A 20,195-nucleotide genomic window follows, 5' to 3' on the forward strand; every position below is an offset into this window, starting at 1 on the left:
TTATAAAACAGGATTGTCGCCTTCACCTCTTAATTCTCTTTCCAGTTTTTCAACATCATCCAGAGCGGTGTCAAGATAGAAGTTAAGCTGTGGAATGATACGTACCTGTTTTGACATTTTCTGTCCGATGAAGTTTCTGTATTGAGCTTTGTTTTCTTCAATCTCCTTCATCACAGCGGTACGGAATTCCTGTGGGAAAATGCTTAAATAAATCTTAGCAATTCCTAAGTCAGCAGTTACTTTTACATCTGAAACAGATACTAAAATACTCTGTTTGCTTTCTGAAGCCTGTTTGCGGAAAAGCTCTGCGAAGTCTTCCTGAATAATCTGTGCTACTTTTCTTTGTCTGTTACTTTCCATAATTTCTGCAAATTTAGTACTTTTGTTTGAATTGATACTTTGAAATTCAACTGGAGTATCAAATTTACGATTTAATTATATTTATTAGTATTTATGAAGCTAGAACATATTGGTATTGCCGTAAAGTCTTTAGGAGTTTCTGATGAGCTTTTTGCCAAATTATTGGGAAAAGAATCCTATAAAAAAGAATCCGTAGAAAGGGAAGGGGTTGTAACTTCTTTCTATGAAACAGGAGAAAGTAAAATTGAGCTGTTGGAAGCCAGTAATCCTGAAAGTCCGATCTCAAAATTTATCGATAAAAAGGGTGAAGGCATCCATCATCTGGCATTTGGGGTTGAAAATATTCTGGAAGAAGTGAAAAGACTGAAAAAAGAAGGATTTCAGTTTATCTCTGAAGAACCCAAAGAAGGTGCTGATAATAAATTAGTTGTCTTCCTGCATCCAAAGTCTACAAACGGTGTACTGGTAGAACTTTGCCAAGAAAAGTAATAAAAAATTTTGTAGTGAAAGAAATTTTACTATTTTTGCAAACACAAAATTTAACCAAGTTTTGAGGTCCTATAGCTCAGTTGGTTAGAGCACCTGACTCATAATCAGGTGGTCCCTGGTTCGAGCCCAGGTGGGACCACATAAAATCAGCCACTTACAGAAATGTAGGTGGTTTTTTGTGCCTTATTCCCTATTTCAGGTTGTTGTAGTATTGTCTTATATTACTACAATTCAATTTGCTCTATATAATCAGATATATAGAATACTTCTTAAAAGGTGTCCTATTAGGTGTCCCACTTCTACTTTTTGGTGACCCATTTTCTAAAACTTAAATCAATGAATAACAATAAATTATCAATACTTTTTCTATTGCAAAAAGTGAAGCTAAATAAACAGGGTAAGTGCCCTATAAAATGTAGAATTACTTTTCACCAGGATAGAAAAGAGTTTTCTACTGGATTATTTGTGAATCCTAAGCAATGGGATAGTAGGCTACAGAAAGCTAAACCACCCAATGAAGAAAACAGTTTTATTAATACACAATTAGGTCTGATTAAGAATGAAATTAATCAGGCTTTTTTATTTCTACAAGTCAATGAAGAAAATTTTGATGTAGGAGATATTTACTTACAATACAAGGGAGATGTCTCAATCAGAACCAAAACTATTCTTGAGCTTTTTAAAGAGCATAATGACAGACTTGAGAAGCTTGTAGGGAAAGAGTATTCAATTGCTACACTTTGGAAGTTTAAACAGGCAAGGGACTTACTGAAAGGTTTTATTAAGTATTCATTCACTAAAGCAGACTATCAGTTTAAAGATTTGGATTTAAAATTTGTTCAGGATTATGAATTCTACTTGAAAACGGAAAAGTCTTTAGCTATTGCAACAGTAAACAAGATGATTCAAAGGTTTAGGAAAGTTGTTAAAATAGCCATTTCACAAGGAATTATAGATAGAGACCCTTTTGTGGGGTATAAAGTAAAGCGTGTTAAGAAAGAGATAGTTTATTTGACTACAGAAGAATTAAAGAAGCTTGAAGAGTATCAATTTAAATCAGAAAGATTACAAATAGTAACAGATATGTTTATTTTCTGTTGTTATACAGGGCTGGCTTATAATGAAATGGCTAACCTTGAAAAATCTCATATTATAAACGGTTTTGATGGCAATGAATGGATCAATATGAAAAGGCTTAAAACTCAACAAACTTTATCTATTCCTCTATTGACTAAAAGTAAAATCATCATTGAGAAATACAGTAATGCACATGAAGTAAAGGTGCTGCCAAGTTTCAGTAATCAGAAGTTTAATGCTTACCTCAAAGAGATAGCAGATATTGTTGGGATTGAGAAAAGATTAACCCACCATTTAGCAAGAAGAACCTTTGCAACAACGGTATTACTCTTTAATGATGTTCCTATGGAGATAGTTTCTGAGCTGTTAGGTCATTCAAAAATTACTATTACTCAGGAGCATTATGCTAAAGTTGTAAATAAGAAAGTTAGTGAGCAAATGAATAAATTAAATTCAAAATTAAAATAACTTTAACTGTGTTGTAGTATTTTTACAGCACAGTTAATATTGAGTATGAAGACAAGCTTACCAAACACTTATTTCGAGGATATTCCAATTGAGTATAAAGAAATAAATCCAAGTGATTTTAATAAATATTATAGCGTTGATGAAAAAATTATTATTGAGCCTAATGAAGAGGGGTTTATTAGTGATGTACTTCAACCAATATTTGATGAAGGATTTGATACTCAAAATACTGTTGTAATTAATGCAGGGGTAGGACAGGGGAAATCTCATTCAGTTATTAATATGCTAGCTAAATATGCTAATTCAGATGATTATCTTGTTATTGTAGCAGTACCTTACAATAATCTAATCAACCAATATGTTAAGGATATTTCACAGTTAATTAGTCCTAGTAGAATTTTTAATTTCCTTAATATCCAAGATGTTTACTTTGGAGAAAAATCTAAAGAGGAAAATTTCTTTTTAATTGAAGATAGTGACCTTATTAATGAGTTTAAGGTAACAAACTATGATGTTCATGTTTTAACAATAAATGCATTATTAGGAAATCCAGGAGATACAAAGTTATTTCAGGCAATGAAAAAAACTCGTTATTTCAATAAATTGAGGGGGTATTGTGAAAAAGCTAATAAAAAATTAGTTTTAATCCTAGATGAAGTACATGACAGTATTCATAACTTCAGAGAGGAATATCTATATAAACTATGGAATTATCAAGATCTAGTTCATAAGATATTTATTGTAAGTGCCACATTTAATGAAGCTTCAAAAGAAGTAATAAAGTATTTATCAGAGTTTACCAATAGAAAAATACAAATTATAGAAGCTAAAAGAATAAGAATTCTAGAAAAACAAAGCAGATTACACATTAACTTTTTTTCAGGTTATACTGTTGATCAAGATGCAGAATTAATAAAACTTACAGAGAAGCTAATCAAAAATAAGAAACCATTTGATATGATGGTTTATTCAAAGTCATTAACAACAAAATTTCTAGCTAAGCCACTATCTGGTAAGTATAAAACTATATCTATGCTATTGCATCCCTTAAAAGATCAGATAAACAAGTGTTATTCTGATCCTTTTGATCCAAAAGCTAACCAAAAATATAATTCTTCAAAGATAAACATTGGTACAAACTTTTCAACAGGAATTAGTATTAAAAAAGAAAACCATAATTATATTATAATATTCCCTAAAGATATAAGTATTGAATATTTTAATAATAAAGGTGTATTTACAAGTGGTGTTAATGCTGTAATTCAGTCTTTGGCAAGACAGAGGAAAAAAGGAGATATTTATATATTTCTTCCTAGACCATTAGATATATCTAAGAACTCATTACCCTATGATGAATTTCATAATGATGTTATTTATGATGTTTTTCAAGAATGTAAATCTTTCACATCTAACCCTGACACAATAAGTTATACTAATATAAATAATCAGTATAAAGAGCTTCATGAGGTTTATGAAAAACTTTATAATAGGTCTTCATTGGCAAGAAGGAAAATCAATGAAACTAATAGAACTGGAATGAATAGACTTTTATACCCTCCTAAAGAAATATTTATTATGGAAAAGGGGGAAAAGTTTCTCTCTGGAACTTTCTTTGGTGGAGACCTGTCTGCTTACATTCTGTGGGCATCAATTTGTAATCAATTCTTGAATTGTAGATTGGAAAGCATACAATTATTAGATAAGATATACTTGTCTTCAGGTGATTTTGAGGATACTGTTGATAAAATATATCATACTGAATTAAATACTTATATTCTTCCATTTAAGTGGAGGGGGAACTTAGTTGAACTTTCACATCCATACAGAGATTATGAAGTTTATAGCTTTTTTGAGAAATATTTCTTTGATGAACACATTACTTTAATGGATAATAAGAGATTAAATAGCAGTCAAGTAAATAAAATTAAAAGAAGAATATTAGAACTGATTTTAGGTAATGGTATGCTTACCAAACAAGAAGCTTATTACAAATACCTAAAATCTTGCATCTATTTCTCTTCCATATTGAATATTAATGAACTAGAGAAGGGCTTCGTTTCATTTCAAGAAATCGAGATTATTAACTTATTTAAAGATTGGTATCCTTTTGTAGAGCTATTAGAGCAACATAAAGAAATTACTAAGAAATATCAAAGATTGCCAACCAAGGTTCTTCCTGAATTTGAGACATTATTTTATAAGCTTAATATGAAAGACAAAATTGAACAATTAAGAATAAAAGAGTTATTCCTTAGTACAGACATTTTTCAATTTAATGATACTTTCAAAAGATATAAAACGAATCCACATTACCTTAATGGTTTCTATGTACTATTAATTAAGGTTTTGTATAATGGAAATCTAAAACAGTCTACAAAGGACAAAATATCAGTTAGTTATTATAACTTGGAAGATATTGAGTTTGAAAACTCGAATTTGAAGAATTTACTTTATAAACCTATACCTGAGTACATCTTATAAAACAATATATTTTCCCCAGACTTATATATTGATCAGGAAAAAATATAGTTTTTCAAACCAATCTTATGAGAATGAGATTGGTTTTTTGTTTTCTGAAAGTACCAGGAACAGAAATATTATTCATCTTAAATATTAAACAATCAATTAAAAATATTAACAATTAAACCTTATAACTATGCAATTAAAACAATCACAGAGACAACAAGTAAAGCTCAGATTAGGATTATCAGGAGCATCAGGCTTTGGAAAGACCAAATCAGCCTTATTATTAGCCTATGGAATGACACAAGATTGGAGCAAAATAGCTGTTATAGATACAGAAAATTCCTCTGCTTCTCTTTATTCAGACTTAGGAAACTACAATGTACTGGATTTACAAGAACCTTATTCACCTGAAAGATATATTCAAGCAATTGAACTGTGTGAGAAATCAGGAATTGAAGTGATAATCATTGATTCAGTAAGTCATGAATGGAATGGTACTGGTGGATGTCTTGATATTCATGAGAAACTAGGGGGCAGATTTCAAGACTGGGCTAATGTCACACCAAGACATCAGGCATTTATCAATAAAATTCTGCAATCAAGTTGTCATATCATTACCACTACCAGGAGAAAAATAGACTATTCTTTAGATGTTGGAAGTAATGGTAAAACTCAGGTAGTAAAGCATGGAACAAAAGAAATTACCAGAGATGGTTTTGAGTATGAATTAACCATAAATTTTGAGCTAGTCAATGAAAGCCATTTAGCTAAAGCAAGTAAGGACAGAACAGGGCTGTTTATGAATAAGCCTGAATTTATAATTACTTCTAACACAGGTAAATTAATATTGAACTGGTGTAATTCTGGAATTGCAAAAACTGCAACTGTTTCAACTGGTATTGATTCTCCTGCCAGCTATCAAAGCCCTATCACACCTATTACATTTGATCCTGGTGTAGATTGCTTCTCTAAAAATGATATTCTAAAGAGAATCAATACCAGTAATACTATTGCAGAACTTTTGGCCATCTATAAGCAATATTCTGAGTACCAAGAAGAACTAAGACCTCAATATGAAGCCAGAAAATCATTCTTAATCAAATTATCCAATCCTCAAAACTTTTTAACCAATGGACATCATCAATAAAGTCAGACCAGCTACATTAGAAGAAGTATTTGAACTTAGACCAGCACAGGATATTAAAGAAATTTCTTTATGTGAAAGCAGGATGAATAATGATACAGCTCATGATTCAAATCATCATTATCCTATTCCTGGTGCTGTTTCAACTGAAACAGAAAAAGATAAAGTCTATCAAGAGTTTGATAGTTCCCTTCAAAGAATTGAAGTTCACCAGGAAAACAAACCAATGGAGGAGAAACCATATGAATACAAACCTTTCATTGAAGCAAACACTCAAGAAGTCAATCTATATCAACTAAAGAGTGATTGCATTATTCCTGTATTTTCTAAGGACAATGAAAAAACCATTGCTCATCAGGAATTTATTGATATTACACAGGACTGTATTAGTAAGGTGTTTTCTCATCAATCTTTTATGCAACCTGAAATAAGAGTTTCTCATCAAATTAAAGGCAGAACTCCTGATGCTATTTACAAGAATGCAAAAGATTTATTAGATCATGAAAGAACCCAATATTTTGAAAGGATGGCTTTCATTGTTAGGATTCCTGGTATAAATGATTCTATTAATGGTAATGAACTATCATTAACAGTTGGTGGAGTTAGAGCCTATAATCAGGAGAATTTATACAATAAAAAGACTTTTGAAAAATTTAAGTTCTTTATTGGCTTCCAGAACAAAGTATGCTGTAATTTATGTGTTTGGAGTGATGGCTTTGTAGATGATATGAGGGTAAGCTCATATCAGGAATTACAGAGTAAAATAATGAGTACTTTAACAGAGTATGATGCACAGCAACATATATTAGAAATGAAAGAGTTTTCAGACCATTATTTAACTGAACATCAGTTTGCTCAATTATTGGGAAAAACTAGGCTATATCAGCATATATCTAAGGCTGAAAAACAAAGGTTGAATATCCCTCAATTAACTTTCAATGATAGCCAGTTAAATACAATAGCTAAAGATTACTATGATGATGATAGCTTTTGTAAAGCTGATAATGGAGAGATTAACCTCTGGAATATCTATAACCTCTTTACACAAGCTAATAAGAGCAGTTATATAGATACCTTCCTTGACAGGAATTTGAATGCCTTTGAATTTACTAAAGGGGTTCAGAAAACACTCAATGATAATTCTAATTATCATTGGTTTTTGAGTTAGTTATGCCACCCTGCATTTTGTGGGGTGGATTTTGAATACTTTACTTATCTTTATTCTATTACAAGATTCTATAAATGAAAATAATATTAGATACAAATATCTGGTATGGGTTATTTGAAAATGAAAACTTACTAAAAGACTTGAACCAATCACTCATTACAACAACATTTCTAAATTACTATGAGTTAATTAAAAATAGAGGGATTGTTAAGAATGTTGAAAGGTCTAGATGGATATTTAATAAAATGGATGAGTTTCAAACGATATTTGAACCCCCATTTGTACATATTGCTAAGCAACATCAGTTCTATCACTATAAGAATATAGTTGAATTAGAAGATTACATACAGTTTTTAATTAGATATAAGAAAGGAGATTTTATAGCTCCTGAGAGGACTGATGAATTTTTAGATTATATAGATTCTATGAATGCAGATTTTGAGAAGCTTTCAATGTCTTATAATGAGGAAGCTCTAAAAATAAAAGAAAGAATAAAAGAAAATAAAAAGCATTTAATGAAAGACTCCACGGTTTTTATAAAGGAGTATCTAGCATATATAGTTAATCTTGCTACAGGGAAAGATATTATAAATATGGATTTTAGCAAAATAGAACTATTAGTTAAAACTCTTGATCTCTATTTTAAAAGGTTAGAGATTGGCGACTTGAAATCTACTACTAATGATATAATTGACTTCTTTATGCTTAGTTATGTTCAACCTGGAGATTTATATATAACAAAAGATAAGAAGTGGAAAAAATTAATAATTGATTGTGGTTGTGAAAACTATTTATTTAGTATTTAATTCGATCATAAAAACTGTTAGATTAAGTATTGACTAATTGAGCTAATTCAATTGAATCCATTAGAATACTCCGCTATCTTAGTTTTCTTTTGTTTTAGATGTAGTATCAATCTTTGCATTTTCAGTCACGATATTTTTTTTATTTAGAATATTGATAATAGAATCGAGTTTTGCTTTTTGAGAGTTTTGAATTTTTCTAATACTGTCATTTTTCTTTGACTCATCTACAGCAATCTTCTTATTATAATTATCAAATAATAAACGAACAACAGAGAATGCACAACCATATGCAATAAGTATTATAATACTGTTTTTAAATAACCTATAGTTAAATACGGGGTATTTAAGTTCAAATAATGACTTTTTATTTTTATATAATTTGACTGATTTTGAAGCATATGACTCTTTATAATTATTGAGCTTATTATTAGCAAAGTACATAAGCAAAACAAAAATTGAGATAGTTATACCATAACAAACTAAAAATAAAAGAAATTGTTCAAATGACTTTAGAAAATTATATGCTCCCACTGTACCTACAACAAAAGAGATAATTGCTGTGAATATTGTAACAACTTCTATTACTCTCTTATTATCTTTTTTAAAATCCTCATTTAACGTATGTATTGTTTCTATTTCATACTTAAGTGTAAATCTCAATTGTAAATCTCTGTATAAATTATCTACTTCCTCAAATCTACTTTCTACATCATCATTCACTTTTGCTAGAGTAAATGAGGATGCATAATAAACATTAAGATTACTATGGTTTTTAATTGAGCTCCTATAATCTAACTTAAAAATATAATTATTATTCAATAAAGACCATTTTTTCTTTTTTTTATAATTGTTTAATATTGAGCTAATTTTAGAGTTTACGTCATTATTAAATGTTTCTATAAATAGAAATTTATCTATGCATATTTCATAAGCTTCATTTAGAATTCTAATGCAGAAATATGCAATCTTGTAATCCAAAAAGAAATTGTTGGTTTTACCTTTCGTATCACTTAAAACATTTTCATATGTATCAATCAAATCATCAACTATAGCTTTACTTTTTTCAATTATCTTATTATGATTCGATTCTCTTAAAAATTTGAACTTTTGATATTGCTTATCACAGAAACATGAAAAATAATTATTAATAGAATAGTTAAACAACAAGTGATATGATAACTTTTCTAATTCTGATAAATTGTTTAATTGATTAATGCGAGAATTAAGATCAACTACAATTCTGTATAACTCAGTGTCATTTTTAACAACATCTTTTAAGTATTTTATTTTATCATGAGTTTGTAAGAAAGTTAAGTTATTATTAGTGACATTAATTAAGTTTTGATATTGCTGATGAAAATAATTTTTCCAAGATTCTTCAAGAATTTCATAATGATTAAGCATCTTTACTATCCAATCATCAAATAAGTTGTTTGGCAGAGTTCTTTTGTAAGAATCAACAATACTATTATATTCAATATTGTTTTCTTTTTGAGCGGTTCTTAAATACCATTTATATAATAAAAAATTGACCTTTACTTCTAAAGCATTATGTATTTCAGAAAGATTACCGTAAATGTTTAGGTTTGCAAGATCATTCTTAATAACAAATAGTTTTTTTAATATAGTCGCATTAGATGCAAAATTATTATCTATAATATTGAGCCTAATATTTAAATCCAATATTTTTAGCTCACTATTATAGCGCTGTCTTAGCCTTTCATTATTTGTAAAGTCAATTAATTGAAAGCCATAAATGTTTTTAATCATCTCGTAAAAACTCAGATATTTACTTAAACATTTCCTAGTAATATCTAAACGATCTTTTATATTTAGGAGATGTGGATAATCAAATTCTAGTTGGTCAATCTCAGAAGTTATTAGTGAGTATGCACTTTTTATATCTTCTATAATATATTTTCCTTCTATTATAGATAGGTTTATACTATATATTGATTCTTTTACAAAGTCTTCTATTGGTACATATGAAAAAGTGTGATGATTAAATGATATATCACTAGGAAGAGTTCTTCTTAAGGCTCCTATTCCTACTATAATTGTGTTGACCATACTTATAGAGAGTAATGAAGAAGATCTTCTTGTATATCTATTTTAGGTATATCATGTGAATATTTACTTACAGAAGTTGCAAGCTTATAATTCTTTTTCCAAGAAGTAAACTTATGAGTTAAATCAACCAAATATGAGGCAGATTTTGATATTAGATAATAATTATAAGATTTCAATATACCTAAATTATTATCAATTAAATCCTTATCTTTTTGTTGAAGAGCCTTATTATTTACGATTTCTTGAAGATTATGAATTTTTAATCCATTCTTATCAATGATATCATTTAATAATCCTTCCTTATATGAGTCATATATTTCTTTTTCAACAGGACCATATGGCATAGCTGTAAACTCAAACCCCATATCTAATAAGTTCTCATTTTGCTTTTTAGAATTAATTGTAGCAAGTAGAAATACCAATTTTAATGATTTTAAAATACTTAAATCATTATTTTCACTTTCTCCATAGGCTTCTTTATACCATATGGAAAACTTATATAGTATGTATTTAGTTATCAGAAGTTTATTAGTATCCATCAATACAAAAATACAATTTATTTAATAATGTAAACAATATTAATGATATTTAACTATTTACTGTGTTTTCTAAAAGCAGCAATAGTCTGATATACACCATAACCTATAAATATTTTAAAAAAGAAAAAGATAAATAACAATACTCCATGAGATTCATAGTTTTTATAACTCCTCAAATCAAAAGAAAATGTAAATTTTAACCACTCTCTTAATACCTCCTGAAAAGAAGCATTAGGCAATTTAGAGTTAAAACTTATTAGATAACTGTAACCACTATTACTTAAAAAGCCATTCCAAATTAAAAGAATTATAAATCCATAAATACTCATTCTTAAAGTAAACCAAACACCCTTTACCCAATTATTACCAAAGTAGTTTGATTTTCTATTAAGCTTTAATAATATCTTATCATTTACACTAGTTCTTTTATCTTTAAGCAAAAGCTCCTGCTCTAAAGCATTGTATTGTAGATAATCAATCTTGTTATCAGTTTTAGAAAGTTGATTTTTTATTATTCTAATTGTTCCAAGGTCTGTTAAGGTCTTTAATTGGATCTTAAAGTCATTAAAAAATGCTACCTTATCAAAATGAACACTTCTAAATTTGATAGTACTTACAGTGGTTGAGTTAAATGATACAATATCTTTAAAGAATGTACCTCTAATTGATAGCATGTAGAAGTGACTATCATCAAAGTAAGCACTTTTATCAAAGGTACATTCTTTAAAACTTAATGAACTAATAGGCTTTTCAGGAACAAGTTCTAAACGGCATATATTTTTAAATGTAACCTGTTCAAACTTTAATTCTGCTCCATAAGTGGACTTCTTGCCTATGAATTCATCAAATGATGATTTTTTTACATTGGAAGATTCTTTTAATGTGTTTTTCCAAAATTGGAAGTATGAACTGCAGTCTATTTCTTCAAAGTTTAGCTTGTTAATTTCATTTCCATTCATAATAACTTTATTAAAAGAACAGTCATTTATGTGAAGTTCACCAACATTATTTAATCTGAAATCAAGATTGAGAGTAGTATCTTTTAAATTATTAAGTACTAGGGAACTAATTTGATTAGCCTTATTTGAGCTTCCAGTAATGGATATAGATTCTATTTCAGATGTTGTTATGTGAAAATGTCTAGATGTAATCTCTACATCTCTAAATTCAACTGTATGAAATTTACAATCTTTTATAAATAAGTCATTTGAGATTGTACAATTTATAAATTGTATGGATTGATAAGGATTCTCCTTTGTTTTTAAGATACAAAAGTCTATTCTTTGTCCGGTAAATACACACTTGTCAAAATAGAAGGATTGCCATTCCATATCAATAGTTAGTATTTCATCAAGATGTATATGTGTATTTTCTATTCTAATAGTTTCTGACTTAGAGTCCTGAATAAGCTTTAGAAATTCTTTTTTTTTAACTAATCTCATAATGTATGTTAGAGAAGATTAAACAAAGGATATAATCAAGTTAGTGATTCAAAGTTAGATTGTAGATTTTAACTTTGATTATTGATCTGTTGGGGAATTTGATTTAAAGTCATAGTAGAATTGGAAGTATCTTTTGTCTTTAACCAGTCTGTATTGGAATTCACCAAAGTCCCATATTCTACCACACCAATGATTGTTCATGTCAATCTCAGATTCATCAAAGTATCCCCTATCATTACTATCAGTTCCAAAATGATCAACTATTGTTTTAATCATGTATTTAATTTCCTTATAAAATACTCCTAGACAGTTAGTTGGTAATTCTTTACCAAACATAAAACTAAACATCTCTTTATCTTCATCAGAATTAAAGAGATGTATTCTATTAAAATAGCCAAAATAATTAAAATTGGAGAAGTGAACTTGGTTTAGATCATTAGGATTATTTTTATCAGAAATGTCGTAGAATTCACCTGTTTTTACAACTTGATTAAACTTGTTCCAACTAGTCATAAAATCTGATTTTTCAAGATTTTCATAATAAAAATCAACAAACTCCTTAGGTTTTAGTACATATGTATTGATGTTCTTTTGACTATAGACAGCCTGGGCTTTTTGATAATTCTTTTTATCATTAGTTATATAGACATCACATGTTGAAGCAAAGGCAGTGTGAAATGCGTCTTGAGTGGTATTTTTAAAAGTGTTCTTCTCTTTATCAGTAACTTTAACTTTATCTGAATGAAATCCATGCATATCAAGATTAATATATGCAGTAGTTATATCATTAAACCATTTAGGGGCATGTTTATCATCCATATGATCTTTTTCTAATGGGCTATCAACACCTAATTTATTATAGGTCTCCTTTAAAATTTCAAAAGGGTTGTTGTCAGGACTATTTAGTTTACCTTGATTAATATTTAAGTGCTTAAATGGATTTTTTAAATCTTTATAACCTTCTTTTTCATTGATGTTCTCCAACATCTTTCCCATTGAATTAAAAAGCCCTTCTATTGTAGGATTATCCTTTAAACCAGGAAACATCGTATCCATCATCTCTGCACTTTGTGGATTTTCAAATGCGTCTTTAAAAATATTATTGATAGGAAGAGATTGTAATAATGTCTTTAAGGGAGCAACTAGCTCTGGATTTTTTCCATCATCATCAATTGTATCTATCATTTTATCAAATGAAAAGTCATCTAGCAAATTCCTGCTTTCAATTTCACTTTCAAATAAATGGAATGGTTCATTATGTTGAATGACTATATCATGACCATTGTTAAATACACATATATCATTTGTAATTTCAGATATAAATTCTAGATCAGATTGGATTTCTGGATTCTCTTTCTCTTCTGAATAACTTGATGCTATATCAGAAATGTGAGATGTGGAGTATACAATTATAAAGTTTTCAGTTTGTTTGATAATTTCTTCTAGCTCTTTGAAATTCCCATTTTTAATACCATTTAAAACATTCCAGTCTATATAAAGTTTCATACAAATTGTTTATCTAGTTCTATACTATTGTTCATGACTTTGTATTGAAAATACCTTAACGGAATCTTTTCAAAGGTTGTAGTAGCAAAAATTTTGATTACCGGATCTGTAGTTTCACTATCAAAATAAAAATTATAAATACCTTTAATATTCGGAAGGTCTAAAATGCTTTTTATTATTTTATTTATTTCTATTTTTAAGTAAGTATATTCACTAGGGATATTGATATCTTTTATGATTGATCTTTTAGATGGACGTTTGTAATCCTTAAACTTATCTTCAATTGAAATTTTTGTTAACTTATAACTACCTTCCATTTTTTTCATCTTTAAATATTTTATTCCTCGACCTCTTAACATCTTCATTGTTTTATCAATGTTTTCATCAGTTGTTCTTAAGCCAAATATTATTGATGTTACAGAGTTAAGATTAATATTAATTAAGCCATTCATTTCAAAAACTAATCTAAACTCATTTTCAATTTTCCAGGGTAATGATTTAGTGCCAATAAGGGGTATAAGGTCTAATTGGTTTTTCAAGGATGATAACAATAAATTGCTTTTTGCGGGTGCTGCTTTATAGTCAACATTTACCTTATGGACCAAAGGTATATTTGTGTTGAAATTAAAATCAGTTACAAATGTCTCTATGTCATATTCAATAGTAAATCCTTTATGAGAATCAGCATAAAGAGCCCATAAAATTTCATTGTCAAAATCTTTTGAAAGTGAATATATTCCTAATTTAAATAGTTGTTCTACAACATTATTATAGCTTTGTTCAACATTATGACTGTATGGTTTGAAGATCTCAATTACATTTGTATCTTCATCTCTATTAAAAATACATTCAAAAGGATCATTTAAATTATCATATGTTGGCGCATAAATTTGTCCTTTAGATAATGTTTTTAAATCTCTTTTAAAATTACCTCGATATTTATATAATTTCATCTGGAGTTAATAGCTATTTATCAATTAGAAATTTTAGAAACTCAATAGTATTGTATAATTTTTCTTTTAAGGTTGGAATATCTTCCCATTTATTATGTCTTTTAAAGTTTTCTTCTGTATGTATACTTGAATTTTTAAAAGATTCCTCATTTACCCCTTGTCTTAGTCTGAAGGCTAGTTCTTCTGAATTATGAGCTTTAAAAGGAACAGTATAATTGATACATTTCTCTAATATATTATCATCGATTTCAACCTTATCAAAAACAGATTTATCTAAGAACATCCCTGCCCATTGTTGTGATTCTGCTTTATCATGTGCATGAATTAAACCTTTACCATAAAATGTATTTATATGATAGCCTCCTTCTGTACCTGTGTAATTCATATCAAATAATTCATCATATATTAAGACTCCTCTTACTGGAAAATGAAAACCATTCATTCTCCAATTACATTCATATGTTGCATTTAGAATTGAATTAAATTCTTCTTGTGAATCACCTTCAGTCCAAAGTATGATGGTATCTGAATAATTTGCAAAAGACACAGTTTTATTTGTTAAATCATTTACAAAATTCCCATTAGGAAGTTGTTTATATTTTCCTGTTTCATTTAATGCACTATCAATATGTGTGTACATTTGAGTTATCACTCTATGATGCAATTCCGAATTATTATTCATTAAAAAATTTCTATATCCTAATAAATCAAAATATGTTATAAATCTTTTCATAGTTATTATTTAAGTTTTTGTTTTATTATTTAATTATGCTTTCTTCAGTTATTTCTGTTCTCTTAATTTCTCCTAGTTTACTAGCTGTTTCACTGTCATACATGTCAATTACAATGAAATAATATACCTTGTTATTAAATATTAATTTAGGTGGGAAGATGTTATTACTTTCATTAAACTTGAAATCATATCTGATTTTATCAAAGTTGTATAATACTAAATAGCCTACATCTTTACTATAATCTTCTGTATATTTAACAATCTGATGAAATCCAGACTTTATTCTGTTTAATCCATACCCCTTTTCCTTATCTAGTATTTTGATTTCAATTATCAAAGGATCTTCTGTATCTAAAGCACCAACTATATCAGTCCTTCCAGAAGCAGACTTGGGTGTGGAAAAAGGATAATCTATTCCTTGGTCAAATAAAAACAGTCTCAAATCTTCTTCCAGAATATCCTCAAATTCCTTTTGAGCATTCTTATACTTGTTTGTAAGATTTGATTTTGTGAACCATTCAATTCGTCTCTTATACTTTTCAAGTAAATAGATTATTGAATTAGACTTATCTAATTTATCATGAAAATAATAGATAATGGGACTAACAATATTCTCTACTATTGCCTCCCTTCTATCTTTAGGATTAGAAGAAAAGTAAGCATATTTGTGCAGACTAAAACCTTTAATTTCTTTAAAAAAATACTTTCCTAATTGGTAAGAGTATGCAGCTTGGTGTCCAGAATTTTCAAATTCTAGATCAAAGTATTTACGAGTATCATGTAAGCTTTTAAAATATTCATCTGTAAATCTGTATAGAGTGTTTATCTCATACAGTAATGCTTTTAGTACTTTATTGCTTTCAATACTATCAAAAAAATATTTTAACTGATTACTAAATTGGTTGAAATCTGCTCTAATAAGTCTATTTTTCCATTCCTGTAAATCAGTTCTTAAATTATGGTTGTAATACATTATTTACCTAAGTTTTTTAGGGTTTTATTTAATTTATTTAAAGCATTATTAATATCACTTATTCCTTTATGAGAAGAAGCATCATTATCTTTTAAGTGAATGGAGGATTTACAATTATGACAATAAATAACAGATTCATTTTTAATATCAACCAATTGAATTTGAATGCCATATTTACACTTGGGACAGTTTATATCTACCCAGATGAAGTTAAAATCAATCATCAAGAATGCTTTTAATTCAAATTTACATAAAAAAAATCTGAAAAATTTTTACCTCTGAAAATTTATTCACACCTGAATCCCCCTGTAAAGACCCCCACCCATCCTCAGGGAATGGGATCATCCCCCCACCAGTAAGAATAGAGAAAAAAATTCGCAGGCAGTAATACAATCAAGGTGATAGCTGATGTACTATTGCTTACAGTTCATTTGTTCCTGGTGCTTTATCTAACTCAAAAATCAAAAACAATGGTAACAATTATCAATTACAAACAAAGACAAAAAGAAGATGGTTCTACATTCTACGTACTAGAAGTTCAGGGAGGTATTGAAATGGTTATGAGCCAAACTACAAATCAGTTCTATGCTACATCCAAAAAGGCTTCAATCACATCAACATTTGATGAACTTACCTGTCAGGCTTTGATAGGAACTCAAATGCAGGGAAGTATCATTAAGAAGGAATGTGAACCCTATGAGTATACTGTTAAGGATACAGGAGAAGTGATTGTTCTTAATCACAAATTTGTATACTCTCTACAGGAACCAGGAAAAGAAAACACAGTGAAGCAACAGATAAGCGATAGTTTTGCCACTGATATTGAATCCTTTTCAAGAAATGGAAAACATATAGAGTTTGCTTAGTCCTAACAATTTAATATCCAAATTTTACTATAGAATCATATATGGTTTTTAGTAAGATTTGGATTTTTTAATGTTTTCCTGCTCTTAATTAAAAACAATATTATTTCCTAAATAATATATAGATCTAGGGAAAATCTATTGTTTTTTTTGCTTAGCTAAATAGTAATACAAGAGAATTGTAGAATACCAGGAAAGGATTATAGTGATTTTCAATTTAGTTTAAATTACCTTCATCTAATTTTAAAAGAATAAAATGGAAATATCAGTCAGTTATAACACTAATAATCAGGAGAGAATAAGAATAACAAATCATAAAGAAGCCTATGAATTAATTATTAAGAATTGGAACCTTAATATCATTGAATTTCAAGAAGAATGTAAGGTGATTTTAATGAATAAGGGAAACTATGTTTTAGGAATTTATGATGTTTCAAAAGGAGGCATAGATAGTTCAGTAGTTGATATAAGAATTATTTTAGCTGTAGCTCTTAAATGCAATGCTACTCAGTTGATCCTGGTACACAATCATCCAGGTGGAAACCTTAATCCAAGCAGTTCAGATATAAATATTACAGAAAAATTAAAGAAGGCATGTGAACTATTGAACTTGTCTTTATTAGATCATTTGATTATTACAAAACATCATTACTATAGTCTCAATGATGAAAACAAGTTTTTATAATAATTATATGTGTACTGTCTTACCAAGTTACTTATAAATTTCTATTTAATTTTTGATTTGAAAATAGCAATAGATAGGTATTAATAGCTAATTTATACTTCAAAATTAAGAAGTTCAGAAACTTCAACTTCTAACTTTTGAGCAATAATATAGAGTGTATAAGCCGTTGGATTAGTATTTCCAGCTTCAAGTCTGCTCATATTAGACTTCTCAAAGTTACAGAATGCAGCAAGTTCAACTTGTGATATTTTCTTTTCTTCACGAAGCTGTCTTATTCTCTTACCAATAGCAATCTGAAACTCTTTCTTATCCACTCTTTTATATTAATAGCCAAAAGTGGTCAATAATGATAATTTTTGGTTATCATTATTGATAACTTTAATATATTTGCTAAACTTTAAAAACTTACATTTTATGAGAAAATCAATTTTATTACTTATTGTCCTACTAACACTAACAGTATCTTGTGGCAGTAATGATGACAATAATAATTCTACCTTATTAAAGCTTGATAATACTTCATGGTCTGGAGTGTTCTCTTTCATGGAAATTAAAATCATGACCAATAACACTATGAATTGGGATAATGAGAAAGTACAAGTCCAGTTTAAAGAAAACAATACTTTTAAGTTATATGGATATGGAAAGAACCAACAAAATCAATGGGTTATTAATAGTGGACCATATAATGGTACTTACACGTATTCATCTACTGGTACAATAAAGTTTACCTATGAATCTGGAGCTACTTTTAGCTCTCTAAATAGTGGTACAATTTCAGGTTCTGTAATGACATTGAAAGTAGGAGATAACCAGTATAAATTTAACCAGGAATAATGGCTACTTTATTATTTATTATTTCAGCTGTTTTATTTCAGTTACCATTTGCAACTTATCAAGACACAATTAGAAGATTTAAAAGAATGCAGAAGTATAATCCAGATAAGGCTTTTAACTATGAGCTTGAAAATGGCAAACTAAATGAAAACACATTACTTCTTTTCCTGGTATTCATCAATGGATTTATTATTTCATTATTCCCTTTATATAAGGGTGTTAATCTACATTGGTTGTTACTTATTATAATCAATATTATCTGCCTGTATTTAGTAACCCCTTTTATTGCTTTTAGACTATATCCTTCTGAATTAATTTATGATAGAAAGATATTGCTCACTAAAACAGTTATGTACATTGTTTTTGGAGCTATTTTTTATGTTGTAGGAAATAGTCTTAAATAGATTAATAACTAGAGGATTCATTCATGAGTTAAGAGTAATATAAAACTAATATTTAGCCACCATAAATAAGGTGGTTTTTTTATACCTGTAAACCAAATGAAAAATGAGATACATAAGCATGTAAAATTTAGGATTGGTGAAGAACAATGTAAACATGAGTTTAAGCTTTTTTATAAAGGGGAATACTGCTGTAAAAAGTATTGCTATGATGTATATGAATTTGATAAGGCAGATAATGAGCAATTATTTAACTTGAAAGTGGAAAGAATACTGCTGTACTATAATGCTGATGTATTAACCAAGATAGACTACTATTTCAAACCTCATTTATATACAAAATTAAAAGTGTGGATACAGCAATTTATAGGCATTGCTTATGAGCAAAGGCTCATTAACAATACTTACATTTGTTCCTGGTATGTTGGAAGATACTTTATAATACTGAAAAGAATAAGTAACCATGACCAAATAAGTTTATCATACCAAAAAAGGAAATATATTTAATAAAAGGCACGTTTTAAGGTGTTCCAAGTGATGACCAATGATTATACTAAAGCTATAAAACCTATGTTCCCAGTTGGTTAGAGACAGGGATTGATAATCCCAGTGTCCCTGGTTCGAGCCCAGGTGGGACCACAGAAAATCAACCGCTTACGTCATGTGAGCGGTTTTTTTATTCTTAAAATGTTTATTTAATAATCAAAACCGGGAGATTATACCTGTCAAATTGACTTATAATATTTAGAAATTTATTATGATCAACAGGAGTTGCCCAGCCTGTGACTTTATTTTGAAGTCCTGGGTTTTTATCGAGGGAAATCTCACTTTCAAAAACTAATGTATTGTTTGAGTAGACATACATCTTACTTTGTATTGTTGAAACATCCGCACTGTTATATTTGAATTCACAATTAAACAGATTTTCTATTAATGATGAATTACTAGATTGTAAAACTCTCCATTTCGGGATTGTGGAATCTATATTTTTTCTGTCTTCATGGGCTAAGACAATATATACAACTACATTTTGAGAATTTTTTAATTCAGGAATATCCTTTAATTTAAATATTTGATCGGGTTTAAAATTAATAGATTCTGGATCTTTTATAGCTGCTAAGGATATTATCATTGGGGTATAGAAAAAATATCCTATGACTAGAAGAAATAGTGAAAGAACAATTTTTTTTGTCATGCAATTTTATCATAGTTATT

At 28.5% G+C, this 20,195-nt stretch carries 22 protein-coding genes and 2 tRNA genes; 13 read left to right on the plus strand and 11 right to left on the minus strand.

The genetic code is table 11. The annotated features are described in order from the left end of the window. A complete protein-coding gene (gene rbfA / locus ACTJIP_RS20400; protein WP_077413872.1) occupies positions 1-360 on the minus strand; it encodes a 30S ribosome-binding factor RbfA in 360 nt (119 codons plus the stop codon). A gap of 93 nt (positions 361-453) precedes the next feature. Here rbfA and mce point away from each other — a divergent pair, with 93 nt between their 5' ends. The 7 genes from mce (at position 454) to ACTJIP_RS20435 (ending at position 7,978) form a co-directional block, all read left to right on the plus strand. Further along, on the plus strand, positions 454-849 hold the full coding sequence (gene mce / locus ACTJIP_RS20405; RefSeq protein ID WP_440705015.1) for a methylmalonyl-CoA epimerase: 396 nt from the start codon (positions 454-456) through the stop codon (positions 847-849). A 65-nt stretch (positions 850-914) separates the two neighbouring features. Further along, positions 915-988: transfer RNA gene (locus tag ACTJIP_RS20410), tRNA-Ile, on the plus strand. Between the two features lie 197 nt (positions 989-1,185). Then, positions 1,186-2,394 carry a site-specific integrase gene (locus tag ACTJIP_RS20415; protein WP_440705016.1) on the plus strand — a complete coding sequence of 403 codons (1,209 nt, stop codon included), beginning with the start codon at positions 1,186-1,188 and terminating at the stop codon, positions 2,392-2,394. A 45-nt stretch (positions 2,395-2,439) separates the two neighbouring features. Further along, the gene (locus tag ACTJIP_RS20420) at positions 2,440-4,875 is read left to right on the plus strand and encodes a DEAD/DEAH box helicase (RefSeq protein WP_440705017.1); all 2,436 of its coding nucleotides are present in this window, start codon (positions 2,440-2,442) and stop codon (positions 4,873-4,875) included. Positions 4,876-5,050: 175 nt separating this feature from the next. Then, entirely contained in the window at positions 5,051-6,007 is a 957-nt protein-coding gene (locus ACTJIP_RS20425) for an AAA family ATPase (protein WP_440705018.1), read from the plus strand. Continuing rightward, positions 5,991-7,172 (plus strand): DUF3871 family protein, encoded by a 1,182-nt coding sequence (locus tag ACTJIP_RS20430; RefSeq protein ID WP_440705019.1) that lies wholly within the window; start codon positions 5,991-5,993, stop codon positions 7,170-7,172. The genes ACTJIP_RS20425 and ACTJIP_RS20430 overlap by 17 nt, the downstream gene beginning before the upstream one ends. Before the next feature lie 74 nt (positions 7,173-7,246). Further along, the gene (locus tag ACTJIP_RS20435) at positions 7,247-7,978 is read left to right on the plus strand and encodes a hypothetical protein (RefSeq protein WP_440705020.1); all 732 of its coding nucleotides are present in this window, start codon (positions 7,247-7,249) and stop codon (positions 7,976-7,978) included. Positions 7,979-8,056: 78 nt separating this feature from the next. Here ACTJIP_RS20435 and ACTJIP_RS20440 read toward each other — a convergent pair whose 3' ends face one another. The 8 genes from ACTJIP_RS20440 to ACTJIP_RS20475 form a co-directional block, all read right to left on the minus strand. Next, positions 8,057-10,048 carry a hypothetical protein gene (locus tag ACTJIP_RS20440; RefSeq protein ID WP_440705021.1) on the minus strand — a complete coding sequence of 664 codons (1,992 nt, stop codon included), beginning with the start codon at positions 10,046-10,048 and terminating at the stop codon, positions 8,057-8,059. 2 nt (positions 10,049-10,050) lie between these two features. Beyond that, positions 10,051-10,587 (minus strand): type II toxin-antitoxin system antitoxin SocA domain-containing protein, encoded by a 537-nt coding sequence (locus ACTJIP_RS20445; RefSeq protein ID WP_440705022.1) that lies wholly within the window; start codon positions 10,585-10,587, stop codon positions 10,051-10,053. A 53-nt stretch (positions 10,588-10,640) separates the two neighbouring features. Beyond that, complete coding sequence (locus ACTJIP_RS20450) at positions 10,641-12,029, minus strand: pentapeptide repeat-containing protein (RefSeq protein ID WP_440705023.1); 1,389 nt, start codon at positions 12,027-12,029, stop codon at positions 10,641-10,643. A gap of 78 nt (positions 12,030-12,107) precedes the next feature. After that, on the minus strand, positions 12,108-13,535 hold the full coding sequence (locus ACTJIP_RS20455) for a hypothetical protein (protein ID WP_440705024.1): 1,428 nt from the start codon (positions 13,533-13,535) through the stop codon (positions 12,108-12,110). Continuing rightward, complete coding sequence (locus ACTJIP_RS20460; RefSeq protein WP_440705025.1) at positions 13,532-14,488, minus strand: DUF2971 domain-containing protein; 957 nt, start codon at positions 14,486-14,488, stop codon at positions 13,532-13,534. The genes ACTJIP_RS20455 and ACTJIP_RS20460 overlap by 4 nt, the downstream gene beginning before the upstream one ends. A gap of 13 nt (positions 14,489-14,501) precedes the next feature. Continuing rightward, complete coding sequence (locus tag ACTJIP_RS20465; RefSeq protein WP_440705026.1) at positions 14,502-15,221, minus strand: hypothetical protein; 720 nt, start codon at positions 15,219-15,221, stop codon at positions 14,502-14,504. Between the two features lie 25 nt (positions 15,222-15,246). Further along, a complete protein-coding gene (locus tag ACTJIP_RS20470) occupies positions 15,247-16,194 on the minus strand; it encodes a hypothetical protein (RefSeq protein WP_440705027.1) in 948 nt (315 codons plus the stop codon). Then, entirely contained in the window at positions 16,194-16,418 is a 225-nt protein-coding gene (locus tag ACTJIP_RS20475; RefSeq protein ID WP_440705028.1) for a hypothetical protein, read from the minus strand. Before ACTJIP_RS20475 ends, ACTJIP_RS20470 begins: the two co-directional genes overlap by 1 nt. Before the next feature lie 246 nt (positions 16,419-16,664). Here ACTJIP_RS20475 and ACTJIP_RS20480 point away from each other — a divergent pair, with 246 nt between their 5' ends. Together ACTJIP_RS20480 and ACTJIP_RS20485 are read left to right on the plus strand one after the other, a co-directional pair. Beyond that, a complete protein-coding gene (locus ACTJIP_RS20480) occupies positions 16,665-17,060 on the plus strand; it encodes a hypothetical protein (protein WP_440705029.1) in 396 nt (131 codons plus the stop codon). Between the two features lie 253 nt (positions 17,061-17,313). Continuing rightward, positions 17,314-17,742, plus strand: coding sequence for a JAB domain-containing protein (locus tag ACTJIP_RS20485; protein WP_273650715.1), 429 nt, complete (start codon positions 17,314-17,316; stop codon positions 17,740-17,742). A gap of 92 nt (positions 17,743-17,834) precedes the next feature. On the opposite strand, the gene ACTJIP_RS20490 is transcribed toward ACTJIP_RS20485, so the two are convergent. Further along, a complete protein-coding gene (locus ACTJIP_RS20490; protein ID WP_440705030.1) occupies positions 17,835-18,056 on the minus strand; it encodes a helix-turn-helix domain-containing protein in 222 nt (73 codons plus the stop codon). A 100-nt stretch (positions 18,057-18,156) separates the two neighbouring features. Between ACTJIP_RS20490 and ACTJIP_RS20495 the strand changes: the two genes are divergently transcribed. From ACTJIP_RS20495 to ACTJIP_RS20510, 4 genes are all read left to right on the plus strand, one after another. Beyond that, positions 18,157-18,579: a hypothetical protein gene (locus ACTJIP_RS20495; protein WP_440705031.1), complete on the plus strand. Its 423-nt coding sequence runs from the start codon at positions 18,157-18,159 to the stop codon at positions 18,577-18,579. Beyond that, positions 18,579-18,983: a hypothetical protein gene (locus ACTJIP_RS20500; protein WP_440705032.1), complete on the plus strand. Its 405-nt coding sequence runs from the start codon at positions 18,579-18,581 to the stop codon at positions 18,981-18,983. Before ACTJIP_RS20495 ends, ACTJIP_RS20500 begins: the two co-directional genes overlap by 1 nt. Positions 18,984-19,079: 96 nt before the next feature. After that, positions 19,080-19,487 (plus strand): hypothetical protein, encoded by a 408-nt coding sequence (locus ACTJIP_RS20505; protein WP_440705033.1) that lies wholly within the window; start codon positions 19,080-19,082, stop codon positions 19,485-19,487. A 65-nt stretch (positions 19,488-19,552) separates the two neighbouring features. Next, positions 19,553-19,619, plus strand: a tRNA-Ile gene (locus tag ACTJIP_RS20510). 52 nt (positions 19,620-19,671) lie between these two features. Here ACTJIP_RS20510 and ACTJIP_RS20515 read toward each other — a convergent pair. Beyond that, positions 19,672-20,175: a hypothetical protein gene (locus ACTJIP_RS20515; RefSeq protein WP_077413899.1), complete on the minus strand. Its 504-nt coding sequence runs from the start codon at positions 20,173-20,175 to the stop codon at positions 19,672-19,674. Between the last annotated feature and the right edge of the window lie 20 nt (positions 20,176-20,195).

The sequence above is a fragment of the Chryseobacterium sp. 22543 genome, assembly GCF_052044565.1.
GTDB lineage: Bacteria > Bacteroidota > Bacteroidia > Flavobacteriales > Weeksellaceae > Chryseobacterium.